The organism is Sphingobacteriaceae bacterium (assembly GCA_002319075.1).
Lineage (GTDB): Bacteria > Bacteroidota > Bacteroidia > B-17B0 > Aurantibacillaceae > Aurantibacillus.
Window position 1 is genome coordinate 909,263 of record NVQB01000001.1, and the last position, 15,129, is coordinate 924,391.

The window sequence follows — 15,129 nt, forward strand, 5'->3', positions numbered from 1 at the left end:
CAATTGATTGCATCGTAAAAGTTAACCTAGATCCATAATTTTCTAAAAGCTGAATTTACAAACTCCTTCTTTGATACGGAGTTCATAATTCTTAAGTCTTGTTTAAATAGTGACTCTTCATTTAAAAAAGCCAGAAGATCGTTTATTTTATTTTTTTGAAATAAGTTTTTGAAAACAAGCCTTGTTTCTATTTGCTTTTCATTGATGACATCTAAAAAAATTTTATCGTAAAGAGCATATCTTTTTTTTCGTTTAGAGGGTTTTACATGCAATGGGTCTTTTTCCATTTGCGTAATCAACTCTTGAATATTTCGCTGAATAAAATGAAAGGTGTAGCCTGTACTGGATTTACTGGATCCGCCGGCGGTTCCAATAGATATTACTTTCTCGCCGTAAACATTTATAAATTCACTTTCATACATGGGAATTTTTCCCTTTTCAGTTTCGAGGATAGTGTAAGACGTTTGATTTAATTTGTTCTTAATGTAGTGTTTAAGTTCAAAATCGTATTCAGCATCGTGCAACTCGTCTTTTGAAAATCCTGTATATTCTATCAGAGCTTTTGTTTTCGAAAAAGGAAGAATGTACACGAAGCGACAATCCTGATTTTGTTCAATATCAAAATCCATAAATACAGGAACATCTGTATTAAAACACGCTTCTTCTGTTTCAATAAGCCAACCTTTAAAGTGCTGTAAATAATTGATGTGAGTGGGTTTGATATGCAAGTTTCTAAAGGAGCTATTAAAAACATAATTTGCCGAGAAACTTTTGGTTTTGGTTTCTAAGAATGCCTCGTTCTGCCCTGAAGCAATAGAATCTATTACGTCTATAACTATTTCAAATCGTGAATCCGCGCGCAATCTTGAAAGACAATACTCATAAAAATCAATTCCTTTTATCATCATGTAACTGTAATTACCTAAATCAAAAGTCTCATCAAAGTCCTTACTTTTAAAACTAAACTTCTTCCACTTCCTGAATATTATGTCATCAAACCAGTGTTTCTGCTGCGTGGTCCAGAAGCACCATGTTCTGTCGTTTTTGGTTTTAAGATCTTTATCTATCAAAAGTACCTTTTCGAATTTAACTTCAGACAAACTTAACTGCATAGCCAAAGAAAGTCCCGCGCAGCCCATTCCCGCAATAATATAATCGTATGTTCCCGAAACTTCTTTTTTCAATGGACTCACTTTTTTTGTCCTGCTTTTAATTTTTTTGCTTCTGCAATATATTTCGGATGAATCAGCAACATTCCAAAGCTCTCTCCATCGTATTTACCCGTGTGTTTGTGATGCATTTTATGTGCCCTTCGCAAAGCCAGGATATACACGTTATCAGACTTGGTAAAGAACTTAAACCGTTGGTGAATAATGATGTCATGTACAAAAAAATATGCCACGCCATAGAGCAGGATACCAAAACCAGCCCAGGTATACCAGGCATATCCATTCATCATGCCCAGCATAATGCAGAGCCAGCTTGGGATGGCGTACATCAAAAAGAAAATATCGTTACGCTCAAACTTACCGGCATGATCTTTTTTATGATGATCTGAATGAAAATGCCACATAAAACCATGCATTATAAATTTATGATTGGCCCATGCGGAAAGCTCGGTTAAAATAAACGTGCCGATGATAATGGCGGTGATAACTAAAAAGTGCATTTAATAAATATTTAATAGTTTATAAAGGTTTAATACACCAAAAAAAAGAACCTGCAAGCCGATTACCAGATAAGCTGCATTTTTGTTTCCGATGCTTAATTGTTTTTGTAACAGAACAGATCCTGAAAGTGTAATTAAAAACCATGCGATGTAGTTGTGACTTCCTGCAACACCTCTATCAAAATACCACCAGTCCATTGGCGCAGCAACCTGTTCTATAAGGTAATCAATAGCGGTAACAAAAAAAGCCGAAATTAAAGGTACCAGTTTTGTATTCGCCGTACAACTTCTTGCGAGTAACAGGCCACCACTTAACAATACCGCCCAGTTTAGCGAAATTACAAGAGGCACAGCAAGTACTTTGTATCCAAGGTTGCTGCCATAAAAATAATGGCCAAAAACAAGGCCGCTTTTTACGCCCACAACTTCCAGCAAAAATCCAACAACTGTAATTGCTATAAAACTAAACACATAAGATTTTTTACGAAGCGGTTGGAAAATTAAAAACACCAGTGTTGTTAAACAAAGTGTATAAGGGGTAAATGGTAAAAAGAAAGAAGGACGAAATAAAATGCCTATTGCTCCTGATACGTAAACCAGTATTAGAAAATAACAGAGATATTTTTTTAGTGCTTTAGGCATGGTGTTCTTTAAGTATCATACCTGAGGCAATTTTAGCACTTAATAAACACAGTGGTATGCCACCACCCGGGTGAACACTGCCTCCAACAAAATATAAACCCTTTATCTGACGACTGAAATTTGGATGTCTGAAAAACGCCGAATACTTGTTATTGCTTGCATTGCCGTACAGCGACCCTCCAAACGAAGACGTGTTGACTTCAATACTTTGCGGATCGAGGGTATCTTCCACCACAATGTATTTTTCAATATCCGTTTTTAAGATGCGATTAATTTTAGCGATGATATTTTTCCTGAGTTCTTCTTTGTACAAAATGGTTGATCCGGATTTGTTATGTGGCACATTCACCATCACAAACCAATTCTCAGATGCCCCGGGAGCATCGTTTTTATTAGCTTTAGAGGTTATGTTAATATAAATGGTGGGGTCTGAGAAAGGCCGATCCTCCTGAAAGAGACAACGGAATTCCTCTTCATAATTTTCAGAGAATAAAATATTATGGATATCGAGTTGCGAAAATTCTTTGTTAATTCCCCAGTAAAATACAAAGGCACTGCTCGACTTCTCCTGATTGAGTAGTTTTTTGGGACTATATTGAATGGGAAGTAATTTAGAATATACAACCTTTATGTCGACGTCGCTTATTACAATTTTACTACTGTAGGCTTTTCCATTAGCTATGATTCCTTCCACGTTTTTTCCGTTCAGTACAATCTCTTCCACACTTTCGTTAAATCTGAAGTTAACTCCGCTGTGCTCTGCCATTTTAAAAAGATACTCGGTGATCTTGTGCATTCCGCCCTCCGGCAGATAAGCCCCCATACCAAATTCCAGGTGTGGGATGATATTTAGCAGTGCAGGCGCTTTGTAAGGATCAGAACCGTTGTATGTAGCATAGCGGTTAAAAATCTGAACCGTTTTTTTATTCCTGAAAGTCTTTGAATTTTGTTGGTTCATAGTAAGACTCAGATTCAGTTTGGCAATGTTAGCAAGAGCCTTAACCGTTTTTATATTCAGGAAATTTTTTATGCGGCTTATAGATTGTTCTAAAAAAATTCCGGCAGTAAGCTTGTAATACAATTCACTTCGTTTAAGATGAGCCGTAACAGCCATCTCATCTTCCAGCAATTTGGTACTTATTTCTTTCGCAAAATCCCGGGCAGATTTTGAAGCTACCAGCGCAGTGCCATCCTCAAAGAAATAATGGGTCAGAATATCCAAACGTCTATAACTAAAGGGCTCGTCAAAGCCACTAAGCGTTTGTAACTCTTCAATCAGATGAGGCATTGTTAAAAGTGAGGGGCCTTTATCGAATCTGTAATCTCCCAGCTTTAGCTCACTTAACTTTCCTCCGGGGTAAGCATTCTTTTCAAATACAGTTACCTTATACCCAGCGCACGCTAACTGAATGGCTGAAGCCAACCCGGCAATTCCTGAACCAACTATAGATACTTTTTGTTTAATAATTACTAGATTTGTTTAGACAAAACAAAAGTACGCTCTTTTACGAGGATTTCATGATTATGCGGCAAGAATAATCCATTTTTAGAAAAATTAATATTTAACACCCTCTACTAAACTACTAAGATGCTAAAACTGTATTTATTATTAGTACTAACTTTTTCAGTAACGGTATCGCCTGACCTTAAAAAGATAAGAGCGCTCTATTCGAAGATGAGCCAAAACGAAGAATCAGCTAATGCCTTTAAAGATTTGGTGACAAACAGCCAGAATGTTAACCTAAATTTAAAGCAAGCCTATTCAGCCGCTGTTGAGATGGCCCTGGCTAAATATAAATACAATCCTATAGCCAAATTAAACGCTTTTAACTCAGGCAAAAACCGCCTTGAATCAATCATAAAGGCCGACTCCAGTATTTTTGAAATAAGATATATTCGTTTTACAATTCAGCAAAACATTCCCTCCTTTTTAGGGTATAACAACAATTTAGTGAAGGACAGGACCTTTCTGATAAACCACTTAAAACTTATAAAAGCTGAAGACCCCGATCTTTTTTCATCTGTTTACGCCTATCTCATTACCCGTGCAAATCTCAGTGAGAAGGAAAACAAGACCATTAGAGACTAAAATGTATAAGACTGAATTAACCCATAAACCCACTTTTGCTTACTTAGCTTAGCCACGAAAAAATGCTGGCCGGTGTTAAAAATTTATAAAGCTTGAAAAAGTTGATTTTTCGTAAAATTATAAATTTGGTAGCTATTGTTTTGTTTAATACTTTTGACAAAACTTTAAACAAAAAACTTGGCTAAGATCAGTATTATCGGAAGTGGATTTTCAGGATTATCAGCTGCCTGCTATGCTGCACAAGCTGGTCATGAGGTAGAAGTATTCGAGAAAAACGAAACACTTGGAGGACGCGCGAGAAGTTTTTCAGAGAATGGTTTCATGTTTGACATGGGGCCTAGCTGGTACTGGATGCCGGATATTTTTGAGAAGTTTTTTGCCGACTTTGGAAAAACACCCTCTGATTATTACGAGCTTGTAAAACTATCTCCTTCCTTTCAACTTTTTTATAAGGACCATGCTCCCATGGTTGTTCCTTCGGAGCTTAATGATCTTTATGCATTATTTGAAGGAATAGAACCAGGTAGTGCTGATAAGCTAAGGAAGTTTTTAAAAGAAGGAGAATTAAAGTATACTATAGCGATGGACAGGCTCATTTATAAACCTGCTTTGTCGTGGAAAGAATACGCCAGTTGGGATGTTTTGACGGGCGCACTGAGAACACGGATTTTCCAATCGATGAGTACTCATGTAAGATCTTATTTTAAAGACGAGAGGCTTATTTCGCTTATGGAATTTCCGGTTATTTTTTTAGGAGCTATGCCTGATAAAATACCAGCTCTTTACAGTTTAATGAATTATTCAGCTTTCTCAATGGGTACCTGGTATCCGATGGGCGGCATGTGCAAGATCATCGAAGGCATGCACAAGCTTGCTTTATCACTCGGTGTTAAATTCAAAACAAATGCAGCCGTAGACGAAATAGCTGTACTTTCTAATAAAGCTATTTCAGTATCCTCTAAATCTTACGCTTATAAAGCTGATGCAGTTGTTGCGTCTGCAGACTATCATCATGTTGAAAAAAAACTGCTGGGAGAATCTGATAGAAATTACACGGAAGACTACTGGAGCAAAAAAGTGATGGCGCCATCGTGCCTGATCTTTTATTTAGGAGTTAACAAGCGCATCAATAAACTAGAGCATCACAATCTTTTTTTCGACACCGACTTTAATAAACATGCTTCTCAAATATATGATAAACCGCAATGGCCCGAAGATCCTTTATTTTATGCCTGTTGCCCCACAAAAACAGATTCGAGTGTAGCTCCGGCGGGTATGGAAAATTTATTTATACTCATACCGCTAGCCTCAGGTCTTGAAGACAACAAAGAATTGCATGACGTTTATTTTAATAAAGTTGTGCAGCGCCTTGAAAAGCACTGCAACGAAAACATCAGTGAACATTTAGTTTATAAGCGAAGTTATTGTTCAAACGATTTTATAGCGGACTATAATGCGTTTAAAGGAAATGCCTACGGTTTGGCAAATACGCTAAATCAGACTGCGATTTTTAAACCCTCTATAAAAAACAAACACATTGAAAATTTATTTTACACAGGGCAGTTAACTGTTCCAGGGCCCGGAGTTCCACCAGCTATTATCTCCGGCAAAATAGTCGTAAACGAAGTGCTTAACTATTTAAAATCTAAAAAATAACCCGTGAAAGAACTGTTTGATAAAGTTTCCTGCAAGGTTAGTGTTATTACAACCAAAACTTACAGTACGAGTTTTTCGTTAGGAATTTATTGTCTCGACAAGAAGTTTCACGAGCCCATCTATAACATTTATGGATTCGTAAGATTTGCCGACGAAATTGTAGATTCCTTTCACGGCTACGACAAAGAACTTTTATTGCGGGAGTTTAAAGAAGAAACTTACAAAGCCATTGAGCGTAAAATAAGTTTGAATCCGATATTAAATAGTTTTCAAAGTGTTGTGCATGCCTATAATATTGAGCAGGACCTGGTTGATGGATTTCTTAAAAGCATGGAGATGGATCTTTCCACCAGCAGTCATAATAAAGCTTCTTACGAAAATTATATTTATGGCTCAGCGGAAGTTGTGGGCCTGATGTGCTTAAGGGTATTCACCGAAAACAGTGAGGAAAAATACCAGGCTCTAAAACCTTTTGCAATGAGACTTGGTTCGGCATTTCAAAAGGTAAATTTTTTAAGGGATATTCAAAGCGATTATAAAACTCTCGAAAGGGTCTATTTTCCCGGGGTTGATCTGGACAACTTCGCAATTTCAGAAAAAAGAAACATTGAAAAAGAAATTGAAGTGGATTTTGCCGAGGCCTTACAGGGAATTAAACGATTGCCATCCGGATCTCGTTTTGGTGTTTACGTAGCTTACATTTACTACAAAAGTTTGTTTGATAAAATTAAAGACACACCCGCCAGTTTAATACTGAACCAGCGCATACGCATTTCGAACAGTGAAAAAATCTACCTGCTCTGCAGCTCATACTTTAAAAATGCCTTGCGGCTATTATAAAATCTTTAAACTTCCCCCGAAATTGCGCGCGGCAAAAAAACTTCTGAACGCGCGATGAATGCGGCACTAAACATCATTAAGTAGACAAACCTTTACCATGAAACTTGATCCTGAAATTAATCATCCAATGACCGCTGAAGCTTTTGAACAGAGCGATGCAGAAAAAATTAAGAGTATTGAATACCATTTTGGAAAGATTATGGAGACTATGGGTCTTGATCTTTCGGATGACAGTCTTAAAGATACGCCGGGCCGTGTGGCTAAAATGTACGTGAAAGAACTCTTCAGTGGCCTGAATCCGATTAATAAACCCGAGGTAACTCTTTTTGACAACACGTACAACTATACTGAAATGCTCCTGGAAAAAAACATTACTTTTTTTAGTAACTGCGAACATCATTTCGTTCCTATTTTCGGAAGAGCTCATGTAGCCTATATTTCATCAGGTAAAATTATAGGTCTTTCAAAACTAAACCGAATTGTAAATTACTTTTCAAGAAGGCCACAAGTTCAGGAAAGGTTAACGATGCAGATCGCGAAAGACCTTCAAGAGCAGCTGCAAACCGAGGATGTAGCCATTCTTATGGATGCCAGGCATTTTTGTGTAGCATCAAGAGGGATAAAGGATTCATCGGCATCAACCGTAACTTCCTTTTACGGAGGAAAATTCAAAGACGAGGTTTTGAAAAAAGAATTCATGAACGCAATTAATTTAAAAGAACATTACTAATGGTGAATCCAATTGACAAAGATAAGACAACTGAATATCCGGGACTTATACCCTATCCTCATACCCTGGGTAGCAGCTTAGTAAAACCTGAGGATGTGGGTAAAATAAAATCGCGCGCTCTTTCGGCCATGGAAGAGCAAACGTCTATGCAACTCCTGCAGTTACACAGGCAGGCTGAACTACTGGCAAGCCAGGCGAAGGAAATTCAAAAACGCATTGAGATAAGTACGCTCATTTACACTGCAACTATGTCTTTTGAGCCATTAATAGGTCACCTTTATCACCTCTATAAAAAAGAAGAAACATACAGGCTGATGCTTGTGGGACCTTCTGAATGGGGCAGATCAAAGGGCAACCAGTTAGAATTCATAAACACAGTAAAACTTTTAAGTGATCATACCTGGGAAATCATTTAAAATTAAATCAACTAATTAATTTAAGTAAATTCACGGTCACACAAAAACATGAGATCATATCGCATAGCAGAACTCGAACAGTTGACCGGAATCAAGGCTCACACGATAAGGATTTGGGAAAAGCGCTACAATCTAATTACGCCCGACAGAACTTCTACCAACTATAGACGCTACGATGACGAACAATTAAAGAAACTTTTAAATGTCTCTACGCTCTTATCACTGGGACATAAAATTTCTCATATTTCTTTACTGAACGAGAAAGAGATGTTCCGGCTGGTGACTGAGAGTCAGGAGCAGGGAACTGATAGTATTATATGCGATGGCTTTATAAACAATCTTTTAGCAGCTATGCTAAAGTATGATGAAGCTGCCTTCGAAAAAACTTATTCAGCTTCGGTAACACGTTTTGGTTTGTTTGATGCGATGATAAATGTTTTTTACCCACTGCTTACTAAGATTGGCTATTTGTGGACGACTAACGAAGTAAACCCCGCCCAGGAACATTTTGCTTCCTGCCTCATTAAACGCAAATTGATGGCGGCTACTGACGGCTTGCCTCCCGCCGGAAAAAAAAGCAAGAAATTTCTTCTTTCCCTTTTACCAACTGAATCACACGATATCAGTTTACTATTTGCAAACTATATAATCAGAGCAAAAGGCCATGAGACTGTATATCTTGGTCAGGATGTACCTTTTGAAAATATCTTCTCAACGCTCGAAGAAACAAAACCACAGTTTTTTCTAACTTTTTTTACTTTGTCGCAAAACCTAAACGAGCTGTCTGTTAATCTTAAAAACAAATTAAGCTTGCCTGCTAACGTCACCTTTTTAATTGGCGGAAATTCTTCAATAACCGATCACCTTGAAAAAAAATTTAAAGCAGGGGTTCTTAAAGGTCCGAAAGATTTAGCGAAGTATTTGAAATAACTACGCTTGTTTTTTATGGAGTACTAAAGTTTGATCTTAAGAAGTTACACTCCTCTTGTTTAAATAAACATACTACCGTTTGAAGTTTATTCGCTCACTCCCAATTTATTTACTCAACCAGAGATTGCGGTATAATTTTTCAGGGTCATATTCTTCAGCCTGCTTTTCAATATTGAAATACCGGTTACCTCTCGGATCATTTCCAACCCCTGCCAGGTAAGCCCAGTTGCCCCAGTTGCTGCACACATCATAGTCAATGAGCTGCTGCTCGAAATAAGCGGCTCCATAGCGCCAATCTAACTTTAAATCGTTGCACAAATAACTCGCTACATTTTGCCTGCCCCTATTGCTCATATAGCCCGTGAGTTTTAATTCCTGCATGTTGGCGTCTATAAAATCATTCCCGGTTTTTCCGTCCATCCATTTTAATAACAACTTTTTATTTAAAGCAGCCGGCGGGGAGCCTGCATTTTTTATTCCTGAAAAGAGAAAAAATTTATGCCTGTATTTTTTCATCATAAATCTAAAATAATCGCGCCACAGTAATTCAAAAACCAACCAGTAAGTAGAATCATTAGCAGAAAACTGAGATTCGTATTTTTTTATTTCATAATAAATCTCTCTTGGCGATAAACATCCCAATCCCAACCAGGGAGAAAATTTCGTGGAGTAATCACTTCCCAGCATTTCATTTCTTGTCTCCTTGTAGCGTGAAATATTTTGCGTTTCAAAAAAATAAGAATTCAGCCTTTTGCATGCTTCGCTTTCTCCTCCTCTAAAAAGAATAGCCGCTCGGGGATCCTGGGCTACCGGTGCCAGAGAGAGCTCTTCGAGTTCAGGCAAATGCAGTTTAGGAATAGCGGGAGATGTGATTTGTGAAGGCTTTTCAAAAACCGCTCTCACGGGTGATTCTCGTTCTATTTTCTTTCTAAAATTTGTAAATATATCCGGAATATCTTTTATAGAAAAAGGCAAATCCTGCGCGTGGTATAAGGTACTTGTACTAAAGCTTTCGAATGAACAATTCAGTTTCCATAGTTCTTTTTCAACCAATTCTTCTTTTTCCTTTTCCTCATAGGCCACTTCGCGTTTTGCAAACACTTTTGTAACGCCATATTCCTTCGCCAGTTTATAAAGTTCTGTTGCTGGTTTTCCTCTCACAACTATAAGACCTGAGCCAAGCTTACGCAAGTTGGCATCGAGATCAAACAAAGACTCAAGTAAAAACTGCCCTCTGAAATTTCCAGTCTTCTGGAAACCGAACTCCGTTTTTTTGAAATGATCCTCATCCAGACAATAAACAGGAATGATTTCACCACTTCTTTCAATAGCGCGGATCAGCGTTTCATTATCATGCAAGCGGAGATCTGTTTTAAACCAAACAATTGAACGTTTCATCAGAGTTCGTTTATATGCGTTAAATAATACTCTGCTTGTTGCAGAATAGCAGACTTGTCGGCGGGTTTCATTTTTTGCCAGACATTGTACATCATACCTACCCTGGCATTTTTAGATAGTTTTTCCCTGTGCTGATCATAAAAATTCCAGTATAAACTATTGAAGGGACATGCGCGGTCTCCTGTTTTTTTAGTCTTGTTGTAGTAGCAGCCTGAGCAATAATGACTCATCTTATCTATGTACGTTGCAGAGCTCACATAAGGTTTCGTTGCTATGAGACCTCCATCTGCATACTGGCTCATACCGCGTGTGTTGGTAATCTCTACCCACTGCAAAGCGTCTATGTAGATACCGAGATACCACTTATCCACTTCATCCGGATCAACACCTGCTAACAAGGCAAAATTTCCGGTTACCATGAGCCGCTGAATATGATGGGCGTATGCGTAGTTAAGAGATTGGCTGATCGCCTCCCGGAGACAGTTCATTTTGGTTTTGCCGGTCCAATACCAATCGGGCAATTTGTTTTTATTCGCAAAATAATTTACCGAAGCAAACTCTGGCATTTTTAACCAGTACATGCCCCGCATGTATTCCCTCCAGCCAAGAACCTGTCGTACAAACCCCTCTAACTGGTTGAAGGCAATTTCATCCGGCCTTTTTTCCCATTCTAAGAGCGCTCTATCAATTACTTCTTGCGGAGATATCAATTTGCAATTCAGAGAAAAAGATAAGCGTGAATGATATAAAGACCACTCCTGCGGAGACATGGCATCCTGGTAAGTTCCAAAAAGCGGCAGACACTCTGTTGCAAAAAAATCAAGTAGTTCTAATGACTGTTGGCGGCTTACCGGCCAAATAAAATTTTCAGAATCAACAGTACCAATAGTTTGGATGTTGGCTTGAGCAAGTTCTGAAATAATCTCAGCAACAGAATTCTTAAAAACAAAAGGTTCTGTGGCCCTGTGATTTACCGGTAATTTTTTCCGGTTTTCTGCATCGAAGTTCCATTGGCCATTGTAAGGCCCTGTACCCTGCATTAAAAAAGAATGTTTCTTCCTCATATAGCGGTAAAAACTTTCCATGAGGTAGGTCTTTTTACCTTCGAAAAAATCGCCCAGTTCCTTTCTGCTTGTAAAAAAATGTTCCGTATCAAAAGATGCAGAAGAAATAGTAAGGCTTTGCGAATACTTCAGGAGCTCCTGGTCCACTCTATACTCATCTGGCAGCAGATACTCAAAATGATTAAAGTGGTATTTGCTTATAAGGCTATTGCAGTTTCCTGCGAAGGTTTGCACATTATCCCGATCATTTAATTTGATGTAAATAACCCAATGCCCTTTTTCTTCTAACGCAGCTGCAAAGTGCCGCATAGCGCTAAAGAAAGCAGCGACTTTTTGTATGTGGTGCCAAACGTAATCTGTTTCCGAACGCACTTCCATTAGCACATACACAACAGTTGAATCTACCACTTTAAACCACGAGTGGTTTATATGGAGTTGATCGCCGAGAATCAAGCGCAGGGTTTTGGCACTATTTGTATGTGAAGACATTCAGACTATTTACTTAATCGTTTAGTTCTGCAGGCATCGCTGCAATATTTTACATTCTCCCAGTTCTTTTCCCATTTTTTTCTCCAGTCGAAAGGTCTGTTGCATACAACACAGATCTTTGATGGCAGGTTTTGTTTTCTTATTCCTTTCATTCTGCATTAAGTTTAAGACGGTTGCGCCGCCACTGAACAGAGACTTCTGAACCTTCGGCCAGAAACACAGAGGCGGGTAAAGCACGATTTAAAAAACTAAAATCCTCTCCGTACATTTTATCAAACGCACAGTTAATTAAAAAGTCTTCAATTTTATTTAAATGCCAACGCGGGTGATGTATTTTATATTCGTCAGTTTCGAAGGCATTGAGTTTAGTATACCCATAGTAATGTTCGAAAATAAATTCTTCAAAACTTCCCACAGGCATTTCCTGTTTATTTACATGGGCTTTAACGTATATGCTATTCCACTCATCCTTCATTTTCCATTGATAATTAATAACCTTGTTGACATTATCACTTAGTATCAGATTTCTTGTGGGCACAGTTGTATAATGTTCTTTGTACAACTTATTAGCAACCCAGGCAACAGCTTTATAAGGAATAGTTTCATTTATAAAGACCACACCGCGCTTTACTTCACCATTCTCTTTCCTTGTGACATAAAATCTCAAATTAATTTCTTCAAAGGTGCCTAGCCAGGGAATGGGGATCTGGAACAGACGTGTATTTTTAAACATAAAGCCCACCAGGCTAACATATGCCGAACCTTGATACAGATCTAGCTCACACCCTTTTGGTAAATAAGGAACTAATACCTCTTCAGGAACAGCATAATTTGCCATGACTATATTATCCCAATTTGCGTTTAAAAAATTTGTCATCTTTCCACTCTCTTTTAGTTAATTCAACATCCAGATACTCGCATTCAGTAAAGTCGCGAAAGTCACCCACAGCAAATAGGGTACTTGTAACAAGCCGGCTTTTTTATCCACCTCGTAAAAAGTAAAAATCATTAGTAGTATAGAGAGCCACATCAACACAATATCGATAAGCGCAGCTGTAATGAGATGAAATTTAAAAAACAAAAAACTCCATAAAAAATTAAGGATCAATTGTAAAACGAAGATCTGAATGGCACGTCGTTTATACCTCGAGAATTTACTTTGGAGAACCAGGTAAAAAGATATGCCCATAAGAAGATAGAGGACAGTCCAAACGGGTGCGAATAAATAATCTGGCGGATTAAAAAAAGGTTTTTCTAAAGTCAGGTACCAGCTGCGCACGCCAGAGGCAGTGGCCACACCACTTAGTGCTCCTATTGACAGGGGCAGTAAAATACAGAGGATAAGTTTTAAAATTTTATTCATTGCCTTATTTTTTTTAATCTAAAACTCAGGAAACATTTAACGGCTGACGTTTAAATTTCCACATCTTATCACTTGCATACTTTCTTGTTTCTTCAAGACCGATTATCGGCTCAGGATAATCTTTTCCCAGTTCACATAGAAAAAGCTTTTGTTCTTCGGTAGTCATTTTCCAGGGCTCGTGAACGAATTCCCGGGGAATGTTTTTGAGCTCGGGTAGCCACTGTTTAATAAAAAGACCCTCAGGGTCATGCTCTTGTGAGTTTTTCACGGGATTATAAACCCTTATGGTATCAAAGGGCGCTGTGCCAGCCTGCATCTGCAATTGCGGATAGTGAATTCCTGGCTCGTAATCCAGAAACTGTCGCGCTAAAAAGTGGAGTTCACGCCAGTCTTGCCAAAGGTTAAATACAAAAAAAGAAACGACCATAGCCCGCATTCTAAAATTGATATAGCCGGTAGCAGCCACGCACCGCATGCAGGCATCAATGATGGGTACACCGGTTTTACCCGACTGCCAGGCTCTTATATAAAACTCATTTTTTGGTTTCTGTAATTCATCGCAGGCAGAATTCAAATTTTCAAACTCCATAAAACTGTGACTTTCGAACCTTTGCATAAAATAGCAATGCCAATGGAGACGCGAAATAAAATTATCCAGATCTCTTTTATTCGCTGATTTTTCATAATGCTGAAGTGTATACTGGTATACCATTCGCATACTAATGTTTCCATAGGCCAGGTAGGGAGATAGGCGGCTACAGCTTTTTCTGCTAAGCCCCGGCTTTGAAATATGTTTGCTGTAATTTATATAACGCGTTTTAATGAAACTTTCCATGTAACGCCAGGCGTAGGTTTCGCCTCCGGGTTGAAAATTCTTATCAGGGGTAATAATTTCTTTGGGAAGTTCTTTTCCTTTTATCCCGGAATAGAGGGAAGGGTCAAGAACAAGAAGATTCCAATTCGTTTCATTTACAAATTTCGGTACTTCCTTCATCTTCTCATGCCAGCGTTGTTCCCATCCGTTCTTCGATTTTAGTTTTCGTATCACGCCGTGTAACTGGTACTCGTTCCATGATACAGCCTGCATTTTAAAATAACCGGATATAGCAATATCTCTTTGATAACTCAGGTTATTTCCAATTTCCTGGTGCGAAAAAACTGAGGTTATTTTATACTGTTTTGAAAGTTCCTCAAATACAGGAAGTACCTCGCTGTGAAAAATATAAATTTGAGCGTGAATCGACTTAAGTTTAGTCTGCATCTCTAAAAGCGACTCGTAAACAAAACGCCAGTGTCTGTAAGCGCTGTCATCGTGAGCCATTAAAGAGGGCTCAAAAAAATAAACTAAAAGGAGAGGGAGCTTTTGTTGCTGCGCATAATAAAGTGGTTCGTGATCTGTAAAACGTAAATCACGTTTGAACCAAACAATATTAATGGCGGGCTTATCCATTGCTTTAACAATAAATAGTATCTCTCCTAAACAGGTAGTTATAAAATTTATTTCTTACCGAAACTCTCAGGTTCATTTCCGTTTAGATATTTTGTTGTGTGAAATAACTCTTTGCAAATTACATTTGAAGCGGTTGATGCCGCCAATTCGTTTAGAAGCGTGCTTCGTTTTACAATTCTCAACCCGTCTTCGCCATAATTTGTAACTGCTGAATTTCAGATTAGACTTCATTAAAACTTTTACCTCCGCTTCACTCAATCCGAACTGGAAATTTATGGCATCGAAAGTCGTTCTGTCTTCCCAGGCCATTTCGATGATGCGATCTACGTCGAGTTTTGTTAAAGCCGGGGCAGAAGCTTTACTGACCTCCATATATGCCATTGGCGAAGGAAG

17 protein-coding genes are annotated in these 15,129 nt (G+C 38.3%); 6 read left to right on the top strand and 11 right to left on the bottom strand.

What is annotated here, in order from left to right:
• Window positions 1–26: 26 nt before the first annotated feature.
• The 4 genes from CNR22_04100 to CNR22_04115 are packed head-to-tail and all read right to left on the bottom strand — an operon-like array spanning window position 27 to window position 3,776.
• Complete coding sequence (locus CNR22_04100; protein PBQ30984.1) at window positions 27–1,193, bottom strand: lycopene cyclase; 1,167 nt, start codon at window positions 1,191–1,193, stop codon at window positions 27–29.
• On the bottom strand, window positions 1,190–1,669 hold the full coding sequence (locus tag CNR22_04105; protein ID PBQ30985.1) for a carotene hydroxylase: 480 nt from the start codon (window positions 1,667–1,669) through the stop codon (window positions 1,190–1,192). Before CNR22_04105 ends, CNR22_04100 begins: the two co-directional genes overlap by 4 nt.
• Window positions 1,670–2,311: a hypothetical protein gene (locus CNR22_04110; protein ID PBQ30986.1), complete on the bottom strand. Its 642-nt coding sequence runs from the start codon at window positions 2,309–2,311 to the stop codon at window positions 1,670–1,672.
• Entirely contained in the window at window positions 2,304–3,776 is a 1,473-nt protein-coding gene (locus CNR22_04115) for a phytoene dehydrogenase (protein PBQ30987.1), read from the bottom strand. Before CNR22_04115 ends, CNR22_04110 begins: the two co-directional genes overlap by 8 nt.
• A 123-nt stretch (window positions 3,777–3,899) precedes the next feature.
• Between CNR22_04115 and CNR22_04120 the strand changes: the two genes are divergently transcribed.
• The 6 genes from CNR22_04120 to CNR22_04145 all read left to right on the top strand — a co-directional run bounded on the left by CNR22_04120 (window position 3,900) and on the right by CNR22_04145 (window position 8,972).
• Window positions 3,900–4,400 (top strand): hypothetical protein, encoded by a 501-nt coding sequence (locus tag CNR22_04120; protein PBQ30988.1) that lies wholly within the window; start codon window positions 3,900–3,902, stop codon window positions 4,398–4,400.
• Between the two features lie 177 nt (window positions 4,401–4,577).
• Window positions 4,578–6,056, top strand: coding sequence for a phytoene dehydrogenase (locus CNR22_04125; GenBank protein ID PBQ30989.1), 1,479 nt, complete (start codon window positions 4,578–4,580; stop codon window positions 6,054–6,056).
• Between the two features lie 3 nt (window positions 6,057–6,059).
• Window positions 6,060–6,896: a phytoene synthase gene (locus CNR22_04130; GenBank protein PBQ30990.1), complete on the top strand. Its 837-nt coding sequence runs from the start codon at window positions 6,060–6,062 to the stop codon at window positions 6,894–6,896.
• A 97-nt stretch (window positions 6,897–6,993) separates the two neighbouring features.
• Entirely contained in the window at window positions 6,994–7,626 is a 633-nt protein-coding gene (locus CNR22_04135) for a GTP cyclohydrolase I FolE (GenBank protein ID PBQ30991.1), read from the top strand.
• Window positions 7,626–8,042, top strand: a complete 417-nt coding sequence (locus CNR22_04140) for a hypothetical protein (protein ID PBQ30992.1) — start codon at window positions 7,626–7,628, stop codon at window positions 8,040–8,042. The genes CNR22_04135 and CNR22_04140 overlap by 1 nt, the downstream gene beginning before the upstream one ends.
• Before the next feature lie 48 nt (window positions 8,043–8,090).
• Window positions 8,091–8,972 (top strand): MerR family transcriptional regulator, encoded by an 882-nt coding sequence (locus CNR22_04145; GenBank protein PBQ30993.1) that lies wholly within the window; start codon window positions 8,091–8,093, stop codon window positions 8,970–8,972.
• Window positions 8,973–9,077: 105 nt separating this feature from the next.
• Here the strand turns inward: CNR22_04145 and CNR22_04150 are convergent, their stop codons facing one another.
• The 7 genes from CNR22_04150 to CNR22_04180 form a co-directional block, all read right to left on the bottom strand.
• Window positions 9,078–10,370: a cryptochrome DASH gene (locus CNR22_04150; protein PBQ30994.1), complete on the bottom strand. Its 1,293-nt coding sequence runs from the start codon at window positions 10,368–10,370 to the stop codon at window positions 9,078–9,080.
• On the bottom strand, window positions 10,370–11,923 hold the full coding sequence (locus CNR22_04155; GenBank protein PBQ30995.1) for a cryptochrome/photolyase family protein: 1,554 nt from the start codon (window positions 11,921–11,923) through the stop codon (window positions 10,370–10,372). Before CNR22_04155 ends, CNR22_04150 begins: the two co-directional genes overlap by 1 nt.
• 5 nt (window positions 11,924–11,928) lie before the next feature.
• Window positions 11,929–12,075 (bottom strand): hypothetical protein, encoded by a 147-nt coding sequence (locus tag CNR22_04160; GenBank protein PBQ30996.1) that lies wholly within the window; start codon window positions 12,073–12,075, stop codon window positions 11,929–11,931.
• Complete coding sequence (locus CNR22_04165; GenBank protein ID PBQ30997.1) at window positions 12,072–12,800, bottom strand: hypothetical protein; 729 nt, start codon at window positions 12,798–12,800, stop codon at window positions 12,072–12,074. Before CNR22_04165 ends, CNR22_04160 begins: the two co-directional genes overlap by 4 nt.
• Before the next feature lie 18 nt (window positions 12,801–12,818).
• Window positions 12,819–13,286 (bottom strand): TspO protein, encoded by a 468-nt coding sequence (locus tag CNR22_04170; protein ID PBQ30998.1) that lies wholly within the window; start codon window positions 13,284–13,286, stop codon window positions 12,819–12,821.
• A gap of 25 nt (window positions 13,287–13,311) precedes the next feature.
• A complete protein-coding gene (locus CNR22_04175) occupies window positions 13,312–14,736 on the bottom strand; it encodes a deoxyribodipyrimidine photolyase (protein ID PBQ30999.1) in 1,425 nt (474 codons plus the stop codon).
• Window positions 14,737–14,808: 72 nt separating this feature from the next.
• On the bottom strand, window positions 14,809–15,108 hold the full coding sequence (locus tag CNR22_04180; protein ID PBQ34810.1) for a TIGR03643 family protein: 300 nt from the start codon (window positions 15,106–15,108) through the stop codon (window positions 14,809–14,811).
• Window positions 15,109–15,129: the final 21 nt, after the last annotated feature.

Bases quoted from the DNA above. Each gene is read 5' to 3' on its own strand.
- CNR22_04120 (PBQ30988.1), top strand. From the start codon at position 3,900: ATGCTAAAACTGTATTTATTATTAGTACTAACTTTTTCAGTAACGGTA.
- CNR22_04170 (PBQ30998.1), bottom strand. From the start codon at position 13,286: ATGAATAAAATTTTAAAACTTATCCTCTGTATTTTACTGCCCCTGTCA.
- CNR22_04175 (PBQ30999.1), bottom strand. From the start codon at position 14,736: ATGGATAAGCCCGCCATTAATATTGTTTGGTTCAAACGTGATTTACGT.
- CNR22_04110 (PBQ30986.1), bottom strand. From the start codon at position 2,311: ATGCCTAAAGCACTAAAAAAATATCTCTGTTATTTTCTAATACTGGTT.
- CNR22_04160 (PBQ30996.1), bottom strand. From the start codon at position 12,075: ATGAAAGGAATAAGAAAACAAAACCTGCCATCAAAGATCTGTGTTGTA.
- CNR22_04145 (PBQ30993.1), top strand. From the start codon at position 8,091: ATGAGATCATATCGCATAGCAGAACTCGAACAGTTGACCGGAATCAAG.
- CNR22_04165 (PBQ30997.1), bottom strand. From the start codon at position 12,800: ATGACAAATTTTTTAAACGCAAATTGGGATAATATAGTCATGGCAAAT.
- CNR22_04150 (PBQ30994.1), bottom strand. From the start codon at position 10,370: ATGAAACGTTCAATTGTTTGGTTTAAAACAGATCTCCGCTTGCATGAT.
- CNR22_04180 (PBQ34810.1), bottom strand. From the start codon at position 15,108: ATGGAGGTCAGTAAAGCTTCTGCCCCGGCTTTAACAAAACTCGACGTA.
- CNR22_04105 (PBQ30985.1), bottom strand. From the start codon at position 1,669: ATGCACTTTTTAGTTATCACCGCCATTATCATCGGCACGTTTATTTTA.
- CNR22_04140 (PBQ30992.1), top strand. From the start codon at position 7,626: ATGGTGAATCCAATTGACAAAGATAAGACAACTGAATATCCGGGACTT.
- CNR22_04155 (PBQ30995.1), bottom strand. From the start codon at position 11,923: ATGTCTTCACATACAAATAGTGCCAAAACCCTGCGCTTGATTCTCGGC.
- CNR22_04135 (PBQ30991.1), top strand. From the start codon at position 6,994: ATGAAACTTGATCCTGAAATTAATCATCCAATGACCGCTGAAGCTTTT.